The sequence below is a fragment of the Arthrobacter sp. Edens01 genome (genome assembly GCF_001307035.1).
In the GTDB taxonomy this organism is placed as follows: Bacteria; Actinomycetota; Actinomycetes; order Actinomycetales; family Micrococcaceae; genus Arthrobacter_B.
Genome location: NZ_LKIU01000005.1, coordinates 781033 through 804232 on the forward strand (window position 1 = coordinate 781033; position 23200 = coordinate 804232).

The 23200-nt window shown below is 64.2% G+C and carries 20 protein-coding genes and 1 tRNA gene; 12 read left to right on the forward strand and 9 right to left on the reverse strand.

What is annotated here, in order from left to right; translation table 11 throughout:
• Nucleotides 1–77: 77 nt before the first annotated feature.
• The 4 genes from AO716_RS09835 to AO716_RS09850 form a co-directional block, all read right to left on the reverse strand.
• On the reverse strand, nucleotides 78–4562 hold the full coding sequence (locus AO716_RS09835) for an ExeM/NucH family extracellular endonuclease (protein ID WP_055240707.1): 4485 nt from the start codon (nucleotides 4560–4562) through the stop codon (nucleotides 78–80).
• A 214-nt stretch (nucleotides 4563–4776) separates the two neighbouring features.
• Nucleotides 4777–5163: an excalibur calcium-binding domain-containing protein gene (locus tag AO716_RS17745; RefSeq protein ID WP_055240708.1), complete on the reverse strand. Its 387-nt coding sequence runs from the start codon at nucleotides 5161–5163 to the stop codon at nucleotides 4777–4779.
• Between the two features lie 605 nt (nucleotides 5164–5768).
• Entirely contained in the window at nucleotides 5769–6335 is a 567-nt protein-coding gene (locus AO716_RS09845) for a septum formation family protein (protein ID WP_055240709.1), read from the reverse strand.
• 269 nt (nucleotides 6336–6604) lie between these two features.
• Nucleotides 6605–6692: transfer RNA gene (locus AO716_RS09850), tRNA-Ser, on the reverse strand.
• 65 nt (nucleotides 6693–6757) lie between these two features.
• On the opposite strand from AO716_RS09850, the gene AO716_RS09855 reads away from it, so the two are divergent.
• The 7 genes from AO716_RS09855 to AO716_RS09885 all read left to right on the forward strand — a co-directional run bounded on the left by AO716_RS09855 (nucleotide 6758) and on the right by AO716_RS09885 (nucleotide 12931).
• Entirely contained in the window at nucleotides 6758–7735 is a 978-nt protein-coding gene (locus tag AO716_RS09855) for an NAD(P)H-quinone oxidoreductase (protein WP_055240710.1), read from the forward strand.
• Between the two features lie 196 nt (nucleotides 7736–7931).
• Entirely contained in the window at nucleotides 7932–10235 is a 2304-nt protein-coding gene (locus AO716_RS09860; RefSeq protein WP_055240711.1) for a carbon starvation CstA family protein, read from the forward strand.
• The gene (locus AO716_RS09865) at nucleotides 10235–10426 is read left to right on the forward strand and encodes a YbdD/YjiX family protein (RefSeq protein WP_055240712.1); all 192 of its coding nucleotides are present in this window, start codon (nucleotides 10235–10237) and stop codon (nucleotides 10424–10426) included. The genes AO716_RS09860 and AO716_RS09865 overlap by 1 nt, the downstream gene beginning before the upstream one ends.
• Nucleotides 10427–10560: 134 nt before the next feature.
• A complete protein-coding gene (locus tag AO716_RS09870) occupies nucleotides 10561–10812 on the forward strand; it encodes a hypothetical protein (RefSeq protein ID WP_055240713.1) in 252 nt (83 codons plus the stop codon).
• Nucleotides 10813–10952: 140 nt separating this feature from the next.
• Nucleotides 10953–11549 carry a bacterial proteasome activator family protein gene (locus AO716_RS09875; RefSeq protein ID WP_055242098.1) on the forward strand — a complete coding sequence of 199 codons (597 nt, stop codon included), beginning with the start codon at nucleotides 10953–10955 and terminating at the stop codon, nucleotides 11547–11549.
• A gap of 13 nt (nucleotides 11550–11562) precedes the next feature.
• On the forward strand, nucleotides 11563–12021 hold the full coding sequence (locus tag AO716_RS09880) for a hypothetical protein (RefSeq protein ID WP_055240714.1): 459 nt from the start codon (nucleotides 11563–11565) through the stop codon (nucleotides 12019–12021).
• 73 nt (nucleotides 12022–12094) lie between these two features.
• Nucleotides 12095–12931, forward strand: a complete 837-nt coding sequence (locus tag AO716_RS09885; RefSeq protein WP_055240715.1) for an aldo/keto reductase — start codon at nucleotides 12095–12097, stop codon at nucleotides 12929–12931.
• Between the two features lie 77 nt (nucleotides 12932–13008).
• Here the strand turns inward: AO716_RS09885 and fliW are convergent, their stop codons facing one another.
• The 4 genes from fliW to AO716_RS09905 are packed head-to-tail and all read right to left on the reverse strand — an operon-like array spanning nucleotide 13009 to nucleotide 16236.
• Nucleotides 13009–13407 (reverse strand): flagellar assembly protein FliW, encoded by a 399-nt coding sequence (fliW, locus tag AO716_RS09890; RefSeq protein ID WP_055240716.1) that lies wholly within the window; start codon nucleotides 13405–13407, stop codon nucleotides 13009–13011.
• Nucleotides 13404–14318 (reverse strand): flagellar hook-associated protein FlgL, encoded by a 915-nt coding sequence (gene flgL, locus AO716_RS09895; RefSeq protein ID WP_055240717.1) that lies wholly within the window; start codon nucleotides 14316–14318, stop codon nucleotides 13404–13406. Before flgL ends, fliW begins: the two co-directional genes overlap by 4 nt.
• A 3-nt stretch (nucleotides 14319–14321) precedes the next feature.
• Complete coding sequence (gene flgK, locus AO716_RS09900) at nucleotides 14322–15722, reverse strand: flagellar hook-associated protein FlgK (RefSeq protein WP_055240718.1); 1401 nt, start codon at nucleotides 15720–15722, stop codon at nucleotides 14322–14324.
• Between the two features lie 28 nt (nucleotides 15723–15750).
• Nucleotides 15751–16236, reverse strand: a complete 486-nt coding sequence (locus AO716_RS09905) for a flagellar protein FlgN (protein ID WP_055240719.1) — start codon at nucleotides 16234–16236, stop codon at nucleotides 15751–15753.
• A 261-nt stretch (nucleotides 16237–16497) separates the two neighbouring features.
• Between AO716_RS09905 and AO716_RS09910 the strand changes: the two genes are divergently transcribed.
• The 5 genes from AO716_RS09910 (at nucleotide 16498) to AO716_RS09930 (ending at nucleotide 20697) form a co-directional block, all read left to right on the forward strand.
• On the forward strand, nucleotides 16498–17337 hold the full coding sequence (locus AO716_RS09910) for a sigma-70 family RNA polymerase sigma factor (protein ID WP_082413476.1): 840 nt from the start codon (nucleotides 16498–16500) through the stop codon (nucleotides 17335–17337).
• 123 nt (nucleotides 17338–17460) lie between these two features.
• Nucleotides 17461–18342, forward strand: a complete 882-nt coding sequence (locus tag AO716_RS09915; RefSeq protein ID WP_055240720.1) for a flagellin — start codon at nucleotides 17461–17463, stop codon at nucleotides 18340–18342.
• A gap of 243 nt (nucleotides 18343–18585) precedes the next feature.
• Nucleotides 18586–19926, forward strand: a complete 1341-nt coding sequence (fliD, locus tag AO716_RS09920) for a flagellar filament capping protein FliD (protein ID WP_055240721.1) — start codon at nucleotides 18586–18588, stop codon at nucleotides 19924–19926.
• Nucleotides 19923–20363 carry a flagellar export chaperone FliS gene (gene fliS, locus AO716_RS09925; protein WP_235472055.1) on the forward strand — a complete coding sequence of 147 codons (441 nt, stop codon included), beginning with the start codon at nucleotides 19923–19925 and terminating at the stop codon, nucleotides 20361–20363. The genes fliD and fliS overlap by 4 nt, the downstream gene beginning before the upstream one ends.
• The gene (locus AO716_RS09930; RefSeq protein ID WP_055240722.1) at nucleotides 20353–20697 is read left to right on the forward strand and encodes a hypothetical protein; all 345 of its coding nucleotides are present in this window, start codon (nucleotides 20353–20355) and stop codon (nucleotides 20695–20697) included. The genes fliS and AO716_RS09930 overlap by 11 nt, the downstream gene beginning before the upstream one ends.
• 17 nt (nucleotides 20698–20714) lie before the next feature.
• On the opposite strand, the gene AO716_RS09935 is transcribed toward AO716_RS09930, so the two are convergent.
• Nucleotides 20715–23105, reverse strand: a complete 2391-nt coding sequence (locus AO716_RS09935; RefSeq protein ID WP_055240723.1) for an ATP-binding cassette domain-containing protein — start codon at nucleotides 23103–23105, stop codon at nucleotides 20715–20717.
• Nucleotides 23106–23200 lie beyond the last annotated feature (95 nt).

Sequence of the window (23200 nt, forward strand, 5' to 3'; positions counted from 1 at the left end):
TCCGCTGTAAAAGAGCGGCGCCGCCCGGACCCGAAGGTCCGGACGGCGCCGCTCCGTTATTGCCTAGCCGGTGCGGGCTAGCCGCGGCTGATCGTGCAGATCAGGTACCGGGCGTAGTCCACCGCGTACTTGAGCCAGCCCCGGACGTCCCACCAGTTCTTCGGCGGGACGGGACGGATACAAGTCGGCTGCTGGGGTGCTTCATCCACGGTTACCGGGATGCTCACCGTGGTGCCGGAGGGATCCGCGGTCAGAACCAGGGTTCCGTTCCCGGACGCCGACGCCGGAATGGCAGCGGTGACGCTGGCGGCACCGGCCGTTACCGGAACCGAACCAAGCGCGACGGCGGTTCCGCCGGCGGGCACCCAGCTCACCGCGAGCGTGGTGTTGGCGGGGCTGCCCAGCGAGGTCAGGTCCAGCTTGTCCACCGCGAAGGAGACACTGGATCCGGCCTGCACATTGGCCGGAGCGGCCTTGACGATGACGCCCTGGCGGGCGAAGTCCGGGGAGACCGGGCTGCTGGCCTGCAGGTAGCTGATCCACGCATCCCGGTCGATCAGCCCGGAGTCACGGGTGTCCGTGCCCTGCGCGAAGGTGGAGAAGTTGTCCCCGCCCTGCGCCAGGAAGCTGAACGTTCCCACCCGGTAAGCCCGGGTGGTATCCAGGGCCTCGCCGTTGACGGTGACCGACTGGATCCGGGAGCCGCGCGGCTGGTCCGGATCGTAGGTGTAGGTCACGTTGTCAGAAAGTCCCAGCGCCAGGAACGTCCGGGAACTTCCATCCGGCTGCCACTGTTCTTCCAGGACCGACTTCAGCTGCGCACCGGTGAGGGTGGTGGTCCACAGGTTGTTCACGAACGGCAGCACTGCGTTGGCTTCGGCGTAGGTAATCACGCCGTCCTCACCGTAGTACAGCTCAGCCCGCAGCCCGCCGGGGTTGACGACGCCGATTTCGGCCCCGCCGCGCTCGGGCGAGCCCAGGGAGGAGAGCAGCGAATCGGCCACCAGGTTACCCAGGGTGGATTCGTTGCCGCGGTCATCGCGGGAAGTCCCGGCGAAGGCCGTGGTGATGTCCGCAGTGACCGAGCCGATCGGTTGATTGCCGACCTCGGCCGCGTACGCCAGTGCGGCGTCGACGATCCGGCTGACTTCGGCAACGGCAGGGTAAGCGGCAACGAGATCCGCCGCGGGCGTGGTGGTACGGGCCACGTTGCCTGCGGTGTAGGAGAGCACCTCGTCAGTCTCAGCGTTGTACGCCAGTTCGATCTGGCCAATGAACTCGCCGTAGGAGCCGGTCTGGACAACGGGACGGGTCTTGCCGTCCACACCGGGAACAGGGGCATCCCACGCGTACTGCTTGTGCGTGTGGCCGGTGTAGATGGCATCCACCAGGGCGGAGGTCTCCGTCACGATCTCCGCGAAGGCACCGCCGCCGGCGATTTCCTCTTCCAGGCTGGCGCCGTCGGGCGTTCCCGAACCGGCACCCTCGTGGTATTCGGCAATGATGACGTCGGCCAGGCCGTCGGCGACGAGCTGTTCAGCGACACGGTTCACGGCTTCCACCGGATCCCCGAACTCAAGGTCGGCAATGCCGCCGGGGGAGACCAGGGTTCCGGTTTCCTCGGTGACGGCGCCGATTACAGCCACCTGCACGCCGTCGACGTCCAGGATGGTGTACTCCGGCAGCGCCGGGGTGGTGGTCCCCTTCAGGTACACATTTGCGCCCAGATATTCGAACTGCGAGGCCGGAACCACGCGGTCGGTGAGGTCCGCGAACCCGCCGTCGAACTCGTGGTTGCCCACTGCCGAGGCCCGCAGGTCCAGGGCGTTCAGGACGTCGATGGTCGGCTGGTCCTCCTGCACCGAAGAGGCGAACAGGGAGGCGCCGATGTTGTCGCCGGCGGAGAGGAACAGCGAGCTGCCCTCCGGTGCGGCGGCCTTAAGCTGTTCAACGGTTCCGGCGAAGTTCACGGTGTTGGCGTCAATCCGGCCGTGGAAATCGTTGATGTTGAGCAGGTTCAGGTCAGTGACCTCGGCCTCGGCCGGGGTCAGGTCCATCCCAACGAGGATCGGATCGTGGTCCGAGGAACGGTAGGGATCGGCTGCGTAGTAATCAGTGGCGTTGTAGTTGTACCGGCTGTACTCGAAGGCGATCGATTCAACCGAGTTGATGTTCCAGATATCGGTGCCGGTGACGTCCTCGGCGGCGGCCGGGGAAGCCAAGACGTGGTCCAGGGATCCGACCAGGCCGCTGAAGGCGTAGGAGTGCTTGCCGGTAGCCTTGCCCAGGTTCACGTAGCCTGCCTCGGCAAAGACCTGCATGGGGTCTTCCGCGGCGTAGGAGTTGAAGTCGCCGAGCAGGAAGACCCGCTCGGTTCCGGCTTCCTGCGCCACCGTGTCAGCGAACTCAGCTACGGCCTGGGCCTGACGGACGCGGTCGGCATTCCAGCCGCCCTGTCCGTTGTCTGCGTTCTCGCCGCTGGACGGTGCCGATCCCTTGGACTTGAAGTGGTTCGCGATCGCCACGAAGCTTTCGCTGTCTTCCCCGCCGGCAGGCTTGAAGGCCTGGGCGAGGGGCTCGCGGGCGTTGGAGAACACGCTCTCGTCATTCAGGATCACCGAATCTCCCACGGGTTCGGCGGTAGCGGTCCGGTAGATGAACGCAGTGCGGATTACGTCCTCGTCGTCGGGCAGGGCTGCGGGGGAGCGGACGTAGTCCCAGGTTCCCGGTGCAGCCGCGTTCAGCGCTTCGGTGAGGTGGGCCAGGGCAGTGTCCCGGTCCTGTCCCAGTTCGGCGGAGTTTTCAATCTCCATGAGCCCGACGACATCGGCGCCCAGGGAATTGATCGCTGCCACGATTTTCGCCTGCTGGCGGTCAAGGTTCGCCTCGTTGGCTGCGCCGCGTGCATCGCAGCCGCCACGGACGGTGACCGGAGCGCCGGAGCGGTCGTTGTAATAGGTGCAGCCCGTCAGGTCGTCGCCGGTGGTGCTGAAGTAGTTCAGCACGTTGAAGGCGGCGAGCTTCAGGTTGCCGCCCACACTCTGCGGTGCAGCGGTGCGGGTGTTTTCGAACGACGCCGGCTGGACGGTCTCCGCGTTGGCGGGAGTCAGTTCGGTCAGCGGCTGGAACCGCCAGGCGCTGTTGCGGAAGTCCAGGATCACGTTGGTGGTGAAGGATACCGGCGCCCCGATCCGCACCGGATCGGTGGAGGTCAGGTACGGCAGCGGCTTGGACTGGTTGGCGGCCGAAAGGAAGTTGGTGGTGGCGCCGTCGTCGAGCTTTACGGCTTTTGCCGCATTGTTGGCGACTACCGCTGCGTGCTCCGGTGTTCCCACAGGTGCGACGGCGGTGGGCTGGACCAGCGTCTCGCTGCCGGCTGCGAGGCCGATTTCCGCGTACTGGTTCAGGGTGTAGTTGTCCGTGACGGTGAACTCACCCTGGGGCGCCAGGAGCATGCCTTCAAGGGTTTCCCGCTCGGTGTCCGTGGCGGGCCAGGGAACGGTGGCCGGCTTGACCTCTTCAGCTGCTTCGCTGAGCTTGGTCATGCTGCCGGCAGGGACGGTGAGCTGGGTCAGGCCGAAGTATTCACCGACGGTTCCGGTGACCTCGACATAGTCCCCGACTGCGACCTGGCCGACTGTGGCCGCGGAGAAGACAAAGATGCCGTCCGAGGCGGTGTGGGTGGCCGGATCCAGTTCGCCGCCGGTGCCCGGGGTCTGGATGTAGTAGCCGCTGAAGCCGCCGGTCGGGTACGCGGCGGTGACGTTGCCGCGGGTGGTGACGTTCGCACCGACCAGCGGGCTGGCGTCGCCGGTCCCCTGGATCTCCGCGATGGCAACCGTGCCGGCTGGAGGGTCCGTGGGTTCCGGGTCCGTCGGTTCGGGATCGGTGGGCTCAGGGTCGGGTACGGTTCCCGTTCCCGCGGTGTTCGTAGGTGTGACGGAGGTGCTGAGGGCGAAGTCTGCCGCGTTGTTGTTGCTGTCCGCGAAATCGGTCCGGTTCAGGGACTTCGGGTCGGAGTTGCCCGCCGGTGCGGTGGCCGGGGCTGTTTCGAAGGTGTTGGAGCTGCCGTAGCCAAGCAGGTCCACTACGCCGGGCTGCGTGGTTACCGAGCCGGTGGGCAGGGGATTGACGGCGGCGGCCTGGTTTGCGAGCACCAGGGTGCCGGAGGCTCCGGAGAAGCTGGCGCCGATCGTCGCGTCGGCTGCGGGCAGGGCAACACCGCTGGAGCCGTTGCTGGCGCCCTGGATCAGGTAGTAACCCCCGGCCGGAATGCTGCCGGAGAGCCGGCCGATTCCGGTGGGTGCCCCCGTGCTGCCAGCAGCGCGGTACTGAAGCGACCAGCCGTCCAGGCTGACCGCGGAGCTGGTGGGGTTGTACAGCTCAACGAACTTGTTGGTGAACGGGGCGTTGGCACTGCCGCCGCTTAGATACGCCTCGTTGATGACGACGCCGGACGGGGCCGCCTCCTCGGCGTGGGCGGGCAGTGCCGCCAGTGGTCCGGCCAGCAGGCCGGCAGACAGTGCTGTGCCCAGCGCTGCCCTCCATCGGGTAAATCTCATGCCTCATTGCTCCTTTGGGGGAAAGGATGCCGGCTTCGGGGCGCGCGGTAACGGCTTCGGAAAACGGCAGCGGGTGCGGTGAACCCCTTCTGAATACCATCCCGGGGTGACAGGCATGTGAATTCGCTCCCTTTGGCGCCCTAACGGGGCGTAACTATTGACAGGAGCAGAAAGGGGGCCTAACCGTTTCCGGCTAGGCCCCTTTTGTGACGGGTTATTCGCAGCCGATGCCGTCTCCGTCGCGGTCGAGGTGCCGTCCGTATCCTGGCTGTCCGGCATACACCGGGGCCGCGCCTGCTGCTCTCGCCGCATCGCAGTTCTTAAAGTAGGCAGGCGGCGCCGGAGGAGGCGGTGCCGGTGCAGCAGGTGCCTGCCTTGCCTGTTCCTCAGCTACGCGCTGCGCTTCTGCAGCTGCAGCTGCCGCCGCTGCCGCTGCAGCAGCCGCCTGTTCGTTGGCCTGGCGCTGAGCTTCAGCCGCAGCTGCTTCCTGCTCTGCGGCCAAACGCTGGGCTTCGAGCTCTGCCTCGGCTGCCGCACGGGCTGCCTCAGCCTCCGCTGCGGCCCGTTCTGCCTTCAGCCTGTCAGCTCGGTCCTTGTCCATCCATACAAGAATCTGGTTTTCGTCCTCGGCGCATATTAGGGCGACGGTTGCGCTGCCTGCTGTTTCCGAAGCGGAAGTGCTCGGTGACGGAGTTGCGGATGGTGAAGAGGCAGTTGGACTCTCGGACGGGTTCTGCGAGGGGCTCTGAATCGGGGCCGGTGCGCTATCCACCTTGCCTGCGGCAAAGCAGGCTGAACCGGCCACCACGGTTCTGGTCGGCGTGGGCGTTGGCGTTGCTGTTGGCGAAGGGGACGTGGTTGGGGAAGGCAAGGTCTCTGCTTCTGCATTGGCCTTGGTGCTTGAGCACCCCGACACAGAGGCTGCGATGAGGGCGGTCATCAGGATTGCTGTAAGGCGGGCGCGGCCGGTGATGGCTGCGCGGGAAGGCGGGTACGGCATAGGTCCCCCATGGCTTTCTCGTCAAAACGGATCCGTGGATGCGATCGCATCGAGCGGAGAAGCTAACAGGGATTGTGGAGGAGTAGACAAGTGAGGGGATAACAATCGGATAAGCAACGTGGGGTGGTGGACCAGCAAGGGGGCGGGCGGCCGTGCACAAAAAAGGGGCCTAACCGTTTCCGGCTAGGCCCCTTTTGAGGATCCCGCTAAACCTTGGAGTTGCGGACCGTGCTGGTCAGTTTTTCGCCGTCCACGCGGTAAGCGGTGCACAGGATCTCGCGGTCATTGCCAAGCGTCCAGGAATAGGAGGTCGGCGTCAGATACCCGATGTCTACAAGGGAATCGGCGTACTCAGTACCGATGTAGGGCTGGAATTCAGCGAGGCAGAAATCCTGGGCCATTGTTTCCACGGCTTCCTGGCCCGGGTACTCGCCTGCATCGATGTCCATGGCTGCATAGACCTCGGACTCGTGGGGCTGGGTGCAGGGGACTACGTCGACGTCGGAGACCTCTTCGGTGTCCGGGTCATCGGCCAGGCAGTCACCGACCTTGAGGCTGGTGGCCTCGACGGATTCAGGTGCCGCTTCCTCCTGGGCCACTGTTTCTGCTTCAGGTGATGCCGAGGCCGAGGCTGCAGGCGGCTGCGTTGACTTGGTGTCATCGCTGTCTGCCGAAGCTCCGGAGGTGCTGCATCCGGCAAGGGCCAGGGCAAAAGCTGCGGCAGTGATGGTTTTTCCGGCGCGGGCCAGGTGAATCTGGCGGGCGGGTTTCATGCGGATAACTCCTTCTGCAGTAATTGGTTTTAGGTTGTCCATCCCCCAATGGGCCGGAAACCACCAAGTGAGACTATGTGCAGGGGAAGCATGCTTATAAATCGGGAAAGTAACATCCCAGAGCAATATGCATAGGCATTGAGCGGAAACATCGCCCGGCGGTGCAGTAGGACGTCCTGCCGGTGCACAAAAAAGCACCCCGGTCCGAAGACCGGGGTGCCGGAGATGCTGCGTGCCCAGCCATAAAACAGGCCGGATCATCTCATCTGCGGAAGGTAAGGGATTCGAACCCTTGGTACGGGGTTACCGCACACTGGTTTTCAAGACCAGCTCCATCGGCCGCTCGGACAACCTTCCTCCGCTTAGTAGTCTTGCAGATGAGCGCAGATCACCAAAATTTCTCCCCACCAGCAGGAGGTTCCATGAAAGCGATCGTCATTACCGAACCGGGTGGTCCGGAAGTCCTGACCCTCTCCGATGTGCCGGCACCGGTGCCGGGACCGGGAGAAGTCCTGATCGACGTCGTCGCTGCCGGACTGAACCGGGCCGATGTCCTGCAGCGGCAGGGGAACTATCCTGTTCCTCCGGGTGCGCCGGAATATCCGGGACTCGAAGTCTCCGGCCGCGTGGCCGCCATCGGCACGGGTGTGGAAGGACTGGGAGTGGGGGCCGACGTCGTTGCCCTCCTTTCCGGCGGCGGGTATGCCGAGCAGGTTGTTGTTCCTGCCGGCCAGGTTCTGCCCGTTCCGGCGGAGATGGACCTGGTGACCGCAGCCGCGCTGCCCGAGGTGGCTGCCACCGTGTTCTCCAACCTCTTTATGTCTGCAGGAGTCCGCGAGGGTGAGTACGTTCTCATCCACGGCGGGGCCGGCGGCATTGGAACGATGGCCATCCAGCTCGTGGCAGCTTTCGGCGCCGTGCCCATGGTGACGGCGTCCAGCCAGGCCAAGCTGGACCTTGCGGCCAGCCTGGGGGCCAAGGTGCTCATCAACTACAAGGACCAGGATTTCGTGGAGGAGGTCCGGGCGGCCACGGACGGTCACGGCGCGGACGTCATCCTGGATGTCATGGGCGCCAAGTACCTGCAGCGCAATCTCGACGCGCTCGCGGTCGAGGGACGCCTGGTCATTATCGGACTCCAGGGCGGCACGCGTGCCGAACTGGATTTGAACGCGCTTATGCGCAAGCGGTGCGCCGTCATGGGTACAACGCTCCGCGCTCGGCCGGAGGAAGAGAAGAGCGCAATCATGGCCGCAGTTGGAGAGTACGTCTGGCCGATGCTGCGCGACGGAAGCGTCAAACCACTGGTGGACCGCACCTTCCCGTTGGCCGAGGCTGCTGAGGCACACCGGTACTTCGATTCGGGCCAGCACACCGGAAAGATCCTGCTGACCCTCTGACCGGCGGCTGGACCAGGGGCGTGAACGTGCACGCCGCTGGGCGCGGACCTGCCACCGTCCGCCGCACCTCCCCGCTGCCCCGGCGTGTGTATGTGATCTGCGTCGCACCCGTCCTGCTACCCTCGTGCGCATCACCCGCGCCTTGCCGCATTGGCAGGGGCCGCACTGCTGACTAATGCTGACAAGGGGTAGCACGATGACAGAAGAGAATCGGCGCCGAAGGGACCCGGACCGTCCGGGCTCCGGCGCCACCGACGCAGAGCTCCTGGTCCAGGACCCGGACCTGCCTCCGGTTGCGATCGACGAGCAGGAGGCGGAGGCCGAGGAACGCCGCTGGACTCCGCTGAAGGTCGCCGTCTGGGTGGCCATCGCGCTGCTCGGAGGCATCAGCTGGACCATGCTCGCGATTGTCCGCGGTGAAACCGTCAACGCCATCTGGTTCGTCTTCGCCGCCGTCTGTACCTATCTCATCGGGTACCGGTTCTACTCCAAGTACATTGAGCGGCACCTGCTGAAGCCCAATGACCGGCGCGCAACACCCGCCGAATACAAGGCAGACGGCAAGGACTACGCCGCTACCGACCGACGTGTTCTCTACGGCCACCACTTCGCCGCAATCGCCGGAGCGGGCCCGCTGGTTGGTCCGGTGCTGGCCGCGCAGATGGGCTACCTGCCCGGCACGGTCTGGATCATCGTGGGCGTCATCCTCGCCGGCGCCGTCCAGGACTACCTGGTCATGTTCTTCTCGATGCGCCGCGGCGGCCGCTCACTCGGCCAGATGGCCCGTGAGGAACTCGGCCTGATCGGCGGCACTGCAGCACTGGTCGCCACCCTGACCATCATGATCATCATCGTTGCCATCCTGGCGCTGGTGGTCGTGAACGCGCTGGGCGAAAGCCCCTGGGGCGTCTTCTCCGTAGCCATGACCATCCCGATCGCCCTGTTCATGGGCGTCTACCTGCGCTACCTGCGCCCGGGCAAGGTCAGCGAAGTCTCGATCATCGGATTCGTACTGCTGATGCTGGCAATCGTGGGCGGCGGCTGGATCGCCGACACCGAGTGGGGCGTGGCCATCTTCTCGCTGGACCGGGTCACCATTGCCTGGGGCATCATCATCTACGGCTTCATCGCCGCCGTCCTGCCGGTCTGGCTGCTACTGGCCCCGCGCGACTACCTTTCCACGTTCATGAAGATCGGCACGATCGTGATGCTGGCCGTAGCCATCATCATTGTCCGTCCCGAAATCTCCGTCCCGGCGTTCAGCGAATTCGCCTCACGCGACGACGGCCCGGTGGTCGCCGGTCCGCTCTTCCCGTTCCTGTTCGTCACCATCGCCTGCGGTGCGCTCTCCGGCTTCCACGCCCTGATCTCCTCCGGAACCACACCGAAGATGATCATGAAGGAACGCCAGACCCGCTTCATTGGCTACGGCGGCATGCTCATGGAGTCCTTCGTGGCCATCATGGCCCTGGTCGCGGCCATCTCCCTGGACCGCGGCATCTACTTCGCCATGAACTCCTCTGCTGCCGCCACGGGCGGAACCGTGGAAGGCGCCGTCGCGTTTGTGAACTCACTGGGACTGGTAGGAGTGAACCTCACACCGGACATGCTCACCTCTCTTGCGGCCGACGTCGGTGAGGAGTCAGTGGTCTCCCGCACCGGCGGTGCGCCCACGCTCGCCGTCGGCCTGGCGATGATTATGCAGAGCTTCATCGGCGGCCCTGCCATGATGGCGTTCTGGTACCACTTCGCCATCATGTTCGAGGCACTGTTCATCCTCACCGCCGTCGACGCCGGTACCCGCGTTGCCCGCTTTATGCTGCAGGACTCAATTGGGAACTTCGTGCCGAAGTTCCGGGATACGGGGTGGCGCACAGGCGCCTGGATCTGTACGGCCATCATGGTCGCGGGATGGGGGTCCATCCTGATCATGGGCGTGACGGATCCGCTGGGCGGCATCAACACCCTCTTCCCGCTCTTCGGCATCGCCAACCAGCTGCTGGCCGCGATCGCCCTGGCCATTTGCCTGGCGATCCTGGCGAAAAAGAACGTCTTCAAGTACATCTGGGTTGTGGTGCTGCCGCTGGCGTTCGCGTCGGTCGTGACCATCACCGCCTCGATGTACAAGATCTTCTCGCCGGTCCCGGCCGTGGGCTACTGGGCGCAGCACAACGCCTTCCGGAATGCGCTGGAGGCCGGGGAAACCAGCTTCGGCACGGCAAAGACCGTGGAAGCGATGGAGGCAGTCGTTCGGAACACCTTCGTGCAGGGCGTGCTTTCAATCCTGTTCGTGACCCTGGCGATCATCGTGATCATCACGGCTGTCATTGCTTCGGTGCGTTCCTTCCGTTCGGGCGGTGCCCCGAGCGCCGAGGACCCGGCCGTGCCCTCGCGCACCTTCGCTCCCGCCGGTTTCTTCGCCACCCCGCTGGAGAAGCAGATCGAAGCTCAGTGGGATGCCCTTCCTGAGGACAGGAAGCCGGCAAGGACGCGGCACTGATGAGCACCGTCGCCGTCCACCTGCGCGGACTGGTGCGCTTCTTCCGTGACGTGATGGGGGAGGACGCCTACCGCAAGTACCAGGCGTACCACGCGGCGTCGGGCTGTTCGTCGCCGCCGCTGACGGAACGGGAGTTCTGGCGGGACAAGATGGACCGTCAGGACGCCAATCCCGGCAGCCGCTGCTGCTGATGCGTTAGCGGCCCCGCCCAACCCATTGAGAGGCCAGTTGCGGCTCATTTCAGTCCTGAAAAGAGCCGTAACTGGCCTCTCGGTGGCAGGGGGAGGGGGTTGAGAGGCTTCGGGGATGCTGCTTTGCTGGGGGAATGGCTGAAGACAAGTACCTGCCCGATGACCCCCACCTGCGTGAAGACATCAGCATCCCGCTGCCGGAACCGGACAACGAGGACGAGCACTTGGCGCAGGACGCCGGACTCCCGGAGGAATCACGGGTTGGTCCCGAGTTCGATGACCGCCACTACACCTCCGGCCAGCTGAATGCCGGACAGTTCGCCGCCGGGCTGAGCCCGGACGGGGAGTATGCAGAAAAGCGGGAGGAAGAGCTCGAAAGCGACTGACTCCCGGAACAACTCCAGCCAGGCGTGAGAGCATTAATTTCATGACTGAACAGAACGGCACAGCGCCCGCGAACGGGGCAGGAGAATCCTCCGCCCCGGCCGGCCGGCCTTCGGAGTCCCCGGACCGGGACGGCACGGACATGCCGTCGCCGGACAGCGAATCCTCCATCGCCGCAGCCAATGATGGGGAGTCCGCAGCCGCACCTTCGGGCAGCGCGAAGTCAGGTCCCGCCAAGCTCAACGAACTGGTGGACGAACCGGCCAAGGTCATGCGGATCGGAACCATGATCAAGCAACTGCTTGAGGAAGTCCGCAACGCGCCGCTGGACGACGCCGCCCGCAACCGTCTCGCCGAAATCCATGAGCGCTCGCTCAAGGAGCTTTACGACGGCCTGGCTCCGGAACTCGTTACCGAGCTCGAACGCATCAACCTTCCGTTCCCGGACGACGCGACCCCCACTGACGCGGAGCTGCGCATCGCGCAGGCCCAGCTCGTCGGCTGGCTGGAGGGCCTGTTCCGCGGCATCCAAACGGCGATCGCAGCCCAGCAGACCGCCAACCAGCAGCTGCAGAGCAGGCTCCAGCTGCGCCAGCTGCCACCGGGCACCGTCCTGGCACCCGGCGTCGTGATTGGTGAAAACGGCGAGCCCCGGCGGGCGGGCACCGCACAGCAGCCGGGCCAGCAGCCAGGGGCCGGCCGCACCGAGCCGCACGCGGGTCCCGGACAGTATCTGTAGAATTTCCGGCAGGATGGCACTTTTCGCAGCAGCCCGTCAGGGGCGCAAGGACGACGTCGAACTCGGCAAGGGTGTGTGGCGCCGCGCCCACGACCGGTTCACCCGGGGACTTGACCGCTACCACCAGATGCTGGAGGGAGTGGAGGACGACGCGCTTTACAACGAGCTCGCCGTCGTCGCCAACAGCCTCGCTGCGCTGCTTCCCCGGGTCCGCTCCGTCTGCGCAGGCGCGCAGAAGCAGCTGCCCAGCTCCGGACAGGACATCCCCGGCGGCCTGATCGCCGTCCACCGCGCGCTGTCCCGCTCCGGCAATTCACTCGCCGCCGCAGCCGAAGCGGCAGCCATGTCCCGGCTGGAAGGTGAACGGTGGGGGATCGCGTCCGCCGGAGTGGAGAACGTCCGCCGCCGTGCGGCCCTGGTAGAGGAAGACGTGGCTGAGGCAGAACGCGTCCTCGCAGCTTCCCGCCCCTGAACAAATTTCGCGGCGAGCTAACACCAGCCCGTTTGGTCACGGAGTTCACGGACCTGGGTGGAGGATAGTGACTATGACTACATCCCCCCTCGTCACTTTCAACGACGGCAACACCATCCCCCAGCTCGGCTACGGCGTCTGGCGGGTTGAGGACGAACTCGCGGAAAAGACGGTGGGCATGGCCTTCGAGGCCGGCTACCGCCACATCGACACCGCCAAGATCTACGGCAACGAAGCCGGCGTCGGCCGTGCTATCGCCGCATCCAGCCTGCCGCGTGAAGACATGTTCATCACCACCAAGGTCTGGAACGCGGACCAGGGCTACGAAGAGACCCTGGCTGCCTTCGACGCCTCCATGGAGCGCCTGGGCCTGGAATACCTTGACCTGTACCTGATCCACTGGCTGCAGCCGAAGCAGGGCAAGTACGTGGACACTTGGAAGGCGCTCATCGAGCTGCAGAAGTCCGGCCGGGTCAAGTCCATCGGTGTCTGCAACTTCACCGTTGAGGCCCTGCAGGAGATCATCGACGCCACCGGCGTGGTCCCCGTCCTGAACCAGGTTGAAACCCACCCGTACCTGGCCCAGGCCGAACTGCGTGAGTTCGAAGCCAAGCACAACATCAAGCACCAGTCCTACTCGCCGCTGGGCTCCGGCCAGGGCCTGCTGGATGACGCTGTGCTGAAGGACATTGCAGCAAAGTACGACGGCGCCACTCCCGCCCAGGTGGTCATCGCGTGGCACCTGGCCCTCGGCAACATCGTGATCCCGAAGTCCGTCACCGAGTCCCGCATCCGCGAGAACTGGGCCGCACTGGATCTCAAGCTCTCCGATGAGGACATCCAGGCCATCAACGCCCTGGACAACGGCACCCGCTTCGGCGCAGATCCGGCAACGTCCGACTTCGCCTAGCATTCCGCCCGCCTTGGCGGGAACTAAAAAGCCCTTTCCGGATTCTTCCGGAAAGGGCTTTTTTATGTTGGCGGGAGCTACGCGGCGGCTACGGCTTCCAGCGGTGCCCGGAGCGGGAGGTCCCTGCCCTCGAGGATCACCTGGGCGCACTGCCAGGTCCGGGTGTTCACGATGACCGGAGCCAGCAGGTTCACGGTAGTACCGTTATCCGCCGGGTTGGCGACAACCAGGACACGGGCATCGGCCGGATCCTGCAGCCCGAGCTGAGCTGCCTGCTCATCGGAAATCTCCGGGTTGTACTCCGGGAGATAGACCGAAGCATCGATGGCGTAGAAGCGGCGGACGCCGGCCGAGGTGTCCGTCCCGGTGAGTGAATACAGACCGCTTGCACCGTCGATGTCTTCAAGTGCGAACTCGGTCAGCGGTTCAAGGCCGGGAGGGGGAGCCAGAAAGGAAACCGGCGTTACGGTGCTCATCGCAGGAAATCCATCAGCGTGGGCTGCAGGACCTTCGCGGTGACAGCCAGGGAAGACTGGTAGGCGAGTTCCTGCAGCTTGAGGTCCAGGATGACCTGGGCAGTATCGAGGTCCTCGATTCCGGAGCGCCGGGCTTCAAGGCTGACGGACTGCTCCAAGTTGGTTTCCTCTGCTTTCAGGACACGTGCGTGGCGGATACCGACGTCCGTCTGCTGCGTGATCACCCTCTGGGTACTGGCGTCGATGCCGGGCAAGTGCGTGCTGATGTCGCCGTTGTCCCGCAGGGCGCTGACGAGGGAATCGAGTTTGGTGAAGACGTCAGGCTCCCCGTTTACGCCGCCGAAGACCTCCGCGGCGCTGGCGTCGACGCGGACCTCGGTGTTGGCATCAAGCCGGCGGTTCACAGGGCCGTGGCCTTCACCGGTGAAGGTGTAGGTCTGTGTAGGCGGAGTGCCGGATGTTTCCGCTTTCACTGCCACGCCGGCGTCGGAGTTCCCGGCAAAAATGTTCCGGCCCAGGAAGGACGTGTTGGCCTGCCCCAGCAGGTCCGACTTCAGTCCCTCGATTTCGGTGGCGATGGCAGCCTTGTTCGCCGCCGTTGCTGTGGCCGTCGATGCAGTGATCGCCAGGTCCTTGATCCGGGTGAGGATATCCGTGGTGCGGGTCAGCGCAGCGTCCACGGTGGAGAGCCAGCTGTTCGCGTCCGAGATGTTGCTCTTGTACGCCGTGTTGGCACGCATTTCTGCGCGGACCTTCAGGGCATCGGCGGTTCCGGCCGGATCGTCGGACGGCCGGGTGATGGCGGCGGACGTCTGGGCCTGCTCCTGGAGCTTGGCCAGCCGGGACATGTTGGCCTGAAGGTTCTGCTGCGCGTTGCGCGTCAGCATCAGGTTGGAGGTGCGGGTGATCACGGGTTACCTTCCCACAATGCCGGTGCGGTTGATGAGGGTGTCGAGCATTTCGTCGATGGCTGTCATGACCCGTGCCGCGCCCTGATAGGCGTGCTGGTAGGCCAGGAGGTTGAGGTTTTCCTCGTCCAGGTCCACCGAAGAGTTGGAAAGCTGCATGTCGATGGCGGCGGAGGCTGCGACGCCGGCCAGTTCGGCCTGCTGCATTTCCACCCGGGTGCTCGCGCCGATGCCGCTGACGAAGTTGGCCCACTCCGCGTCGGGGGACTTGGCGGCCGTGCCCAGCTGGGCGATCTTGTCCGCAACGGAGTTATCAAGGTTGCCCATATCCACGGCGCCCGTGGCGATGTCCGAGGCGCTCTTCGCCACCACCGTCAGCGACTTTGCGGCGGGGTCGGTGCCGTGGCTGAAGAAGTCTCCAACCACGTCGCCCTTGGTGTTGATGCCCCCGTTGTGAGCCCCGTTCACCGCTGTGGCCAGGGACTTGGCGAAGTTGTTGTAGCCCTCGGCAGCGGAGGCGAGGATGCCGCCGTCGGCCGCCGGGGCCAGGACACTCAGGGCGCCGGCGATCTCGCCGCTGGCAGCCATGTTGGTTCCGGGGCGGTGGCTCCATTCGAGCCGGGGCGCCTCGTCGCCCATCTTGATGCCGCCGGCAACCTGCACCGGGCGGACAATGTCACCGGAAACAATGGCGTTGCCGTCGATCAGCACGTCCACCATGCCGTTGTCTGACTCGCGGACGGTGCCGCCGGCCAGGGCGGCGATGGTGGTGGTCAGCGCGTTGCGCTGGTCAATGAGTTCGTTGGCGGTGCCCCCGGAGGCCTGCACGGTGCGGATCTGCGCGTTGAGCGAGGCGATCTGCGACGCCGTTCCGTTCAGCTCCGCTTCCATGTCCTTCAGCTGCTTGTAGGCGCCGGTCCACTGCTCCTCAACGGCCTTGTAGCCGGTTGAAATCTGGGAAGCGAGCGTGGTGGCCTGCCCGATCAATGCCGTAGCCGCGGCTTCATTCCCGGGCTTGTTGGCGACACCCTGCCAGGCTGCCCAGAACTCGGTCAGCGAGGCGGAGATGCCGTTCTTGCCCGGTTCGTTCAGGCTGGTCTCAAGGCCGGCCAGGGCGTTGGCCCGGATGGCTGAGAAACCGGACGCTGCGGCAGTGGCCCGTACCCGCGTGTCCAGCTGCATGCTGCCCAGACGCGCTATGCCGTCCACAGACACGCCCTGACCCACACGGGCGCCGGTGGCGAACTTGCCGGTGATGGCTGCTCCGCCCATGGCGGAGGTGGTGACGCGCTGGCGGGTGTAACCGGGCGTGTTGACGTTGGCGATGTTCTGGCCGACGACGTCGAGTCCCTTGCGGGCTGCGCTCAGACCGGTATAGGCGGTGTTCAGGCCGCTGAAGGTGCTCATGGCGTGCTGGTTCCTTTGTTCACGGTCTTTAGAGTTGCTTGTCCACTATGCGGGCACCGCTGCCGGGCTTGGCCGACGTGCCGCTTGCTGTGTACGTCTTGCTTTCGGTGCCCAGACCCGCGAGGGTTTCCTGGGCAGAGCGCGCAGCAGTCCGCAGGAACTGCTCGTTTGTGTCGCGCAGGTCACGAATCTTCACAGTAAGTTCCGTCATCGCCTGCAGATGGGCCGTGAAGATCTCAGTCCACGGGCCCGGAGGCGCGGCGGCAATGATCTCCCGAAGAGTTGCATCTTCGGCTATGCCCCACTCCTGTGCGAGTTCGGAAACGGCCACCGTCCTGGCCAGATTTGCGGCTCGCAGGCGTTCAAGAACCTGTTCCACTTCCCGGGTAGCGTGCTGGAGCCAGCGCGTTTTGCCGGAGGTGAGGAGCAGCTGTTCTTCTTCCAGCTTGAAGGTCAGGAGCTCAAGCAGCTCCCGTTCTTCCCAGAGTAATGCGGATAGTTTTTGGGTCCCCATGCTTTGCCCACCTCCTGCGGTTCGCGCGAATGTCTTGTCTCCGAAGGATGCAAAGCCGCATCCTGCAACGGGTTCAAAGACCCCGCTCTCACAGGCTTGAAAACTTTTAATCCGTTGGAAACACCTATCGGCGCTTGTGATTCCAATGTTAGTGGTATGTTGCAGCTACTGCGCCAAAGTGTGGAATGAACCGGGAGACTCAGCTCCCCTCCTAGCGGTCAGCGTATTTTGTTGGGGAACAAGGACTTGGGGGTCCAAAAGTTGAATCGCGAAGAACGCAACCGTCTGGTTGTGGAGAACTTACCGCTGGTCGGATATCTGGTCTCAGAGGTGTGTGCCAAGGCAACGCACCTTTCCCGGGATGATCTGGCTTCGGTTGGGGCAATTGCCCTGATTACGTCCGCTGAATCTTTTAATGCGGAGCTTGGGGTGCCCTTCGGCGCCTACGCACGGCGTCGTATTGTTGGCGCTTTCGCCGACGAGATGCGCTCGAATGACTGGGCAACCCGGACAGCACGCAAGCGCATCAAGGAAACCCTTGCCGTCAAGGAAGCGCTCACTGCTGCCCTGGGCCGGTCACCGAAGGTGGACGAGATCGCTTCCGCCATGGGTGTTGACCGCACCGCCGCCGAAGACGCGCTGGCTGATGCCTCACGCACCGTCTCCCACTTGGATGACGCCGCTGCGGACTCGCTGGTGAGTGCCCTGCCCTCGCCTGAAGGATCTGCTCTCTCGGCCGAACGCATGCAGTACCTCAGGGCCGCGGTGGCTGCCCTGCCGGAGAAGATGCGCTACATCGTGGAGCAGGTCTACTTCCACGACCGCTCGGTGAAGGACCTGGCCGCCGAGCTGGGTGCCACCCACTCCGCTGTTTCACAGCAGCGCGCCGAAGCCGTCCGGCTGCTGCGTGACGGTCTGGGCACCCATTACTCAGACACGGACACTCCGGCGCCGATCGAGTCGCGGATTTCACCGGCCCGCCGGAATGCCTATCTTGCCTCAGTGGCGGAGTGGACCACGGGCGGCCTAACCCGCCAGGATCCGCACCACGGACCCACTTTCCACGTTCCGGGACACGGGCTTAACGCTGCCGTGTCCTAGCTCTCAAAAAACCCAAAAAATCTCTGCCGAATTCCTAACACCCGTGGAATGAGGGTCGATAGCTAGGGGTACAGGCCCACGGACGGGCCTCGTAGTTATCGCCCAATCACGGAGGAATTCATCATGGGTTTCACAATTGCAACTAACACCTCTTCGCTCAACGCGATGCGTAACCTGACCCTGAACCAGACGGCTCAGTCCAAGTCGGTGGAGCGTCTCTCCAGCGGCCTGCGCATCAACCGTGCAGCTGACGACGCAGCCGGCCTGGCCATCTCCGAAGGTCTGAAGAACCAGATCTCCGGTCTGACCGTCGCCGGCCGCAACGCTCAGGACGGCATTAGCCTGGTCCAGACCGCTGAAGGTGCCCTGACCGAGGTCCACAACATCCTGAACCGTGTTCGTGACCTGGCTGTGCAGGCCTCGAATGATACGAACAACGAGGATTCCCGCGGAGCAATCCAGAAGGAAATCACCGCACTTGGTTCTGAACTGGAACGTATCGCTAAGAGCACGAACTTCAACGGCATCGACCTGCTGACCGAAGAAGCAGCCGGTGCTCCGCTGAAGATTCAGGTCGGTGCCAACGGTGGTACAACCGACGCCGCACTGAACGAGATCGAAGTCAACCTGGCTAACATTGAGGCAGTTGCTACGGCTGTCAAAGATATCGCTATTCAGACATTTACTGACGGTGCTCCGACAATGACCTCTGCTGCCAGCCAGACTGCGGCATCCGAAGCCATTGTCACGCTCGACGCGCAGATCAACAATGTCTCCACGGCCCGCGCAGATCTGGGTGCACAGCAGAACCGCCTCGAGTCCACCGCACGCTCCATCGCGGTCTCGGTCGAGAACCTCTCCGCTGCCAACTCCCGCATCCGCGACACCGACATGGCTACGGAAATGGGTAACTTCACCAAGTCCCAGATCCTGTCCAACGCTGCCACGGCAATGCTGGCCCAGGCCAACCAGATGAACTCCGGCGTTATGCAGCTCCTGCAGTAATAACGGAATCATCGGCGGGAATCCCTCGGCTGCACCGCACCAGCAGTAACCGCTTGACCGGCAGGGAATGGGCTGACGGGAAAAGAATGACTTGGACCTCACACTTTTCCCGTCAGCCCATTCCCTGCCTGCGGCGTTTTATCCGGCTACGGCCAGCGGTCCCATTTTCAGCAGAACCACACCGGCATTTTCCCTCCGCAGCAGCGGGTCAGAACCTGAGGGAAACGTACAAGGAGCATTCGCATGGCGCTAGGCATCGACGGACTGATCAGCGGAATCGAAACTTCCGCGATGATCAAGCAGCTTATGCAGATCGAAGCACGCCCCCAGACCCTGCTCAAGAACAAGGTCTCCACCACTCAGAGTTTCGTGACGGCGCTGCAGAACCTTAACACCAAGATTGCTTCCCTGACGGAAGCTGCCGGAAAGACTGCAAAGCCCGCAGGCACGGACCTGTTCAAGGCCAGCACGACTTCGGACAAAGTCACGGCCACCACGACAGCAGGCGCTGCGGCTGGTTCCCTCGACATCTCTGTCACCCAAACCGCCACCGCTCAGGTTTCGCTCTCCGCGGCCCTGGCTGCCTGGCCGTCCAACAGCGTGCTCGCGATCTCTGCCAATGGCACCGTTACATCGTTCGACACCACGGACAAGTCCCTGGACCAGGTGATCAGTGAGGTTAACAAAGCCAATCTTGGTGTCACGGGTGTGAAGATCGCCACCGGCAGTGTGGATGGCGTGCAGCAGTACCGGGTGCAGTTCACGGCGGCTAAGACCGGCTCCGAAGGCGCCTTCACGGCCAGCCTGGGCGGCACAGACATGGACGTCCTCAAACCGGCCCAGGACGCGAAGCTGACCCTCTGGGCAGGAACGCCGGCCGCGCAGGAAATCACCTCGTCTACCAACACGTTCAAGGCACTTATGCCGGGTGTAGACGTGACCCTTGCCGTGGACACCCCTGCCAATACCGCCTTGACCATCAAAGTTGCCAGGGATGACGAAGCGATCTCCAAGGTTGCCTCGGATCTCGTGGCGAGCCTGGCCGATGCCTTCGCCTACATCAACCGCAACAGTGCCGTTACCGTGTCCACATCCTCGGGCAACACGGCCGCTTCCGGTGGCGTCTTCACCGGCGATGCGGGCATCCGGGACATCAAGCGCCAGATCATGGAAGCCGCCACTTCACCGGTGGACGGCCGGTCGCCGTCGGAAATCGGCGTGGTGATCACCAAGGACGGCACCGTTGAGTTCGATGCGGAAAAGTTCGCCGCAGCAATGGCAGCAGACCCGACTAAGACGCAGGAAACGCTGCAGACTATTGCCGGGCGTGTTGAGGCGGCCGGCAAGGTTGCCTCCGACAAGTACGACGGCCTGCTTACCCAGCGCATCACGGGCCAGGAATCGACTATCCGGTCCCTGAACACCCAGATCGAAGACTGGGACCGCCGGCTGGCCAGCCGTGAGTCCACCCTGAAAATGATCTGGGGCAACCTCGAGGTCAAACTCAGCCAGCTGCAGAGCCAGCAGGACTGGCTAACCGGCCAGCTCGCCTCGCTGAACACCTCCAGCTCAGGAAAGAAGTGACCGTGAGCTACGGGCTGCAGGCCAAGCGCGCCGAATTCATCCGCGATGCCGTGATGTCGGCGTCGCCCGTGCGGCTGCTGACCATGCTGTACGACCGGATGCTGCTGGATCTCAACCGCGCTGAAGCGGCTCAGCAGGCGGGCAACTGGAACGCTGCGTCCGAGCAGCTGATCCACGCCCAGAGCATCGTAGCCGAGCTCAGCGGCACGCTGAAGGTCGACGAGTGGGAGGGCGGCGAGAACCTCCAGGCGATGTACGGCTACGTCATGAAGGCGATGGTGGAAGCCAACCTGCAGCACAGCGCCGCGATGACCCGGGAGTGCATCAACCTGCTCGAACCGCTCCGCGCGGCCTGGCACGAAGCTGCCGCCCAGCTGCCCGCCCAGGCGCCAGCCGCCGGACCAACAGGAACCGGCGGTACCCTCGGTGTCGGCTGAACCAGCAGAAGAGTACCTGACTCCGCACCAGGAGAACCTGGAACGCTGGGATGAAGTCCTCACCCAGCTGGAGGACAACCTGGTGGCTTTTATGGACGGAACCACCGTCCTGGACCAGGCCCGCACAGTAGCCAGCGCGTGGCATCCGCCGCATGAGCTGGGCCCGCTGCCCGCCGAGCTCGCCACCCGCGCCCGGCTGCTTTCAATGGCGCAGCAGCGTGCCTACGCCCAGCTGCGCAGCGAATCCAGAATGATTCGGCAGCAGGCGGAACTTATTCGCAGCGTCCCAAGCGCATCATCCGGCGGAGCGGTCTACCTCGACGTCGCGGGCTGACTCGCCCTTCAGGCAGCTCAGCCGCCGACATACGCGGCCAGATGCTCACCGGTCAGCGTTGATTGCCCGCCCACCAAATCCGCCGGCGTCCCCTCGAAGACCACCTTGCCGCCGTCGTGCCCTGCACCCGGACCCATGTCGATGATCCAGTCCGCGTGGGCCATCACCGCCTGGTGATGCTCGATCACGATCACCGACTTTCCCGAATCCACCAGCCGGTCCAGCAGTCCCAGCAGCTGCTGCACGTCGGCGAGGTGCAGTCCGGTGGTGGGTTCGTCGAGGACGTAAACATCGCCTTTCTCTGCCATCTGCGCTGCGAGCTTCAGGCGCTGGCGTTCGCCGCCGGACAGCGTCGTCAGCGGCTGGCCGAGGCTCAGGTAGCCCAGCCCCACGTCAGCGAGCCGGTCCAGGACCTTATGGGCTGCCGGGGTCTTCGCGTCGCCGTCGGCAAAAAACTCCTCCGCTTCGCTGACCGACATGGCCAGCACCTCGGCAATGTTCCGCCCGCCCAGCGTGTAGTCCAGCACAGCGGCCTGGAACCGCTTGCCCTCGCACTCCTCGCACGTGGACTCCACCGTGGCCATGACCCCCAGATCGGTGTAGATGACCCCGGCACCGTTGCAAACCGGGCACGCGCCCTCTGAGTTGGAGGAGAACAGCGCCGGCTTCACCCCGTTGGCCTTGGCGAACGCCTTGCGGATCGGTTCGAGCAGGCCCGTGTAGGTGGCCGGGTTGGACCGCCGGGACCCCTTGATCCCGCTCTGGTCAATAACGACGACGCCGTCCCGCTTCGCCACCGAACCGCGGATCAGGGAACTCTTGCCGGATCCGGCCACCCCGGTGAAGACGCAGAGGACACCGAGCGGAATGTCGACGTCGATGTCCTGCAGGTTGTTCAACGACGCACCGCGGACCTCAAGCTTCCCGGAATCGGTCCGCACGGAGTCCTTCAGCCGCGCCCGGTCATCCAGGTGTTGGCCGGTGACGGTCCCGGAAGTGCGAAGTCCGTCGAGCGTGCCCTCAAAGCAGATTTCCCCGCCGCCGGAACCTGCTCCGGGACCGAGGTCGACTACGTGGTCGGCAATCGCAATCATTTCCGGCTTGTGCTCCACCACCAGCACGGTGTTGCCCTTGTCCCGCAGTGCGAGCAGCAGCTGGTTCATCCGCTCAATGTCGTGCGGATGCAGTCCAATGCTCGGCTCGTCGAAGATGTAGGTGACGTCCGTGAGGGAGGACCCGAGGTGCCGGATCATCTTGGTTCGCTGGGATTCGCCGCCGGACAGCGTCCCTGAAGGCCGGTCCAGCGAGAGGTAGCCGAGACCTATTTCGGTGAAGGAGTCCAGCAGGTGCTGCAGCCCGGCCAGCAGCGGAGCCACCGAAGGCTCGTCGAGTTTCCGCACCCACGCCGCCAGGTCGCTGATCTGCATTGAACACAGGTCGGCGATGTTCTTCCCCTTGATCTTGGAGGACAGCGCCTCCTGTGCCAGCCGGGTTCCGCCGCACTCCGGGCACGTGCTGAACGTAATGGCGCGGTCCACGAAAGCCCGGATGTGCGGCTGCATCGCCTCCCGGTCTTTGGACAGCATGGACTTCTGGATCTTCGGGATCAGCCCTTCGAAGGTGACGTTGATGCCGTCCACCTTCAGCTTGGTCGGCTCCGCATAGAGCAGAGCCTGCAGCTCCTTCTTGGTGAACTGCGCAATCGGCTTGTCCGCTGGGAAGAGTCCGGTGTTGCTGAAGATCCGCCCGTACCAGCCGTCCATGCTGTAGCCGGGGATGGTCAGTGCACCTTCCTGGATGGACTTGGAGTCGTCAAAGAGCACGGTGAGGTCGAAGTCGCTGACGTTCCCCATGCCCTCGCAGCGCGGGCACATGCCGCCCAGCCGGTTGAACGTGGCCTTCTCCGCTTTGGTCTTGCCGCCGCGTTCCACGGTGATGGCGCCGGACGCCTTCACTGAGGGAACGTTGAAGGAATAGGCGTTGGGGGAGCCGATGTGCGGATCGCCCAGCCGGCTGAAGAGGATCCGCAGCATGGCGTTGGCATCGGTGGCCGTTCCCACGGTGGACCGCGGATTGGCGCCCATCCGCTCCTGGTCCACAATGATCGCCGTCGTGAGCCCTTCCAGGCGGTCGACGTCGGGCCGGGCCAGGTTCGGCATGAATCCCTGGACAAAGGCACTGTAGGTTTCATTGATCATCCGCTGGGAGTCGGCGGCAATGGTGGCAAAGACGAGTGAGCTCTTCCCTGAGCCGGAAACCCCGGTGAACACCGTCAGACGGCGCTTGGGAATGTCGACGCTGATGTTCTTGAGATTGTTCTCCCGCGCCCCAAGAACCTGGATCAGTCCGTGGCTGTCCGCCGGATGAACGGCATCGTGCTGTGTTGCCGGGTCCGTTGCCGTGCTCATGGTTTCTCCTCGGGGCGAGCTGTGGTTTGAAGTGCCACGTTACCGGGGCCCGGGAAACTGCGCTTCTCCAAACCTGATCCGTTTTCTACTTACTC

Coding starts and splice junctions, on each gene's coding strand:
- AO716_RS09935 (WP_055240723.1), bottom strand. CDS start 23,105: ATGAGCACGGCAACGGACCCGGCAACACAGCACGATGCCGTTCATCCG.
- AO716_RS09865 (WP_055240712.1), top strand. CDS start 10,235: ATGAGCACCGTCGCCGTCCACCTGCGCGGACTGGTGCGCTTCTTCCGT.
- AO716_RS09915 (WP_055240720.1), top strand. CDS start 17,461: ATGGGTTTCACAATTGCAACTAACACCTCTTCGCTCAACGCGATGCGT.
- AO716_RS09835 (WP_055240707.1), bottom strand. CDS start 4,562: ATGAGATTTACCCGATGGAGGGCAGCGCTGGGCACAGCACTGTCTGCC.
- AO716_RS09885 (WP_055240715.1), top strand. CDS start 12,095: ATGACTACATCCCCCCTCGTCACTTTCAACGACGGCAACACCATCCCC.
- AO716_RS09870 (WP_055240713.1), top strand. CDS start 10,561: ATGGCTGAAGACAAGTACCTGCCCGATGACCCCCACCTGCGTGAAGAC.
- fliD (WP_055240721.1), top strand. CDS start 18,586: ATGGCGCTAGGCATCGACGGACTGATCAGCGGAATCGAAACTTCCGCG.
- AO716_RS09875 (WP_055242098.1), top strand. CDS start 10,953: ATGCCGTCGCCGGACAGCGAATCCTCCATCGCCGCAGCCAATGATGGG.
- fliW (WP_055240716.1), bottom strand. CDS start 13,407: ATGAGCACCGTAACGCCGGTTTCCTTTCTGGCTCCCCCTCCCGGCCTT.
- AO716_RS09905 (WP_055240719.1), bottom strand. CDS start 16,236: ATGGGGACCCAAAAACTATCCGCATTACTCTGGGAAGAACGGGAGCTG.
- AO716_RS09880 (WP_055240714.1), top strand. CDS start 11,563: ATGGCACTTTTCGCAGCAGCCCGTCAGGGGCGCAAGGACGACGTCGAA.
- AO716_RS17745 (WP_055240708.1), bottom strand. CDS start 5,163: ATGGACAAGGACCGAGCTGACAGGCTGAAGGCAGAACGGGCCGCAGCG.
- AO716_RS09860 (WP_055240711.1), top strand. CDS start 7,932: ATGACAGAAGAGAATCGGCGCCGAAGGGACCCGGACCGTCCGGGCTCC.
- AO716_RS09845 (WP_055240709.1), bottom strand. CDS start 6,335: ATGAAACCCGCCCGCCAGATTCACCTGGCCCGCGCCGGAAAAACCATC.
- flgK (WP_055240718.1), bottom strand. CDS start 15,722: ATGAGCACCTTCAGCGGCCTGAACACCGCCTATACCGGTCTGAGCGCA.
- AO716_RS09855 (WP_055240710.1), top strand. CDS start 6,758: ATGAAAGCGATCGTCATTACCGAACCGGGTGGTCCGGAAGTCCTGACC.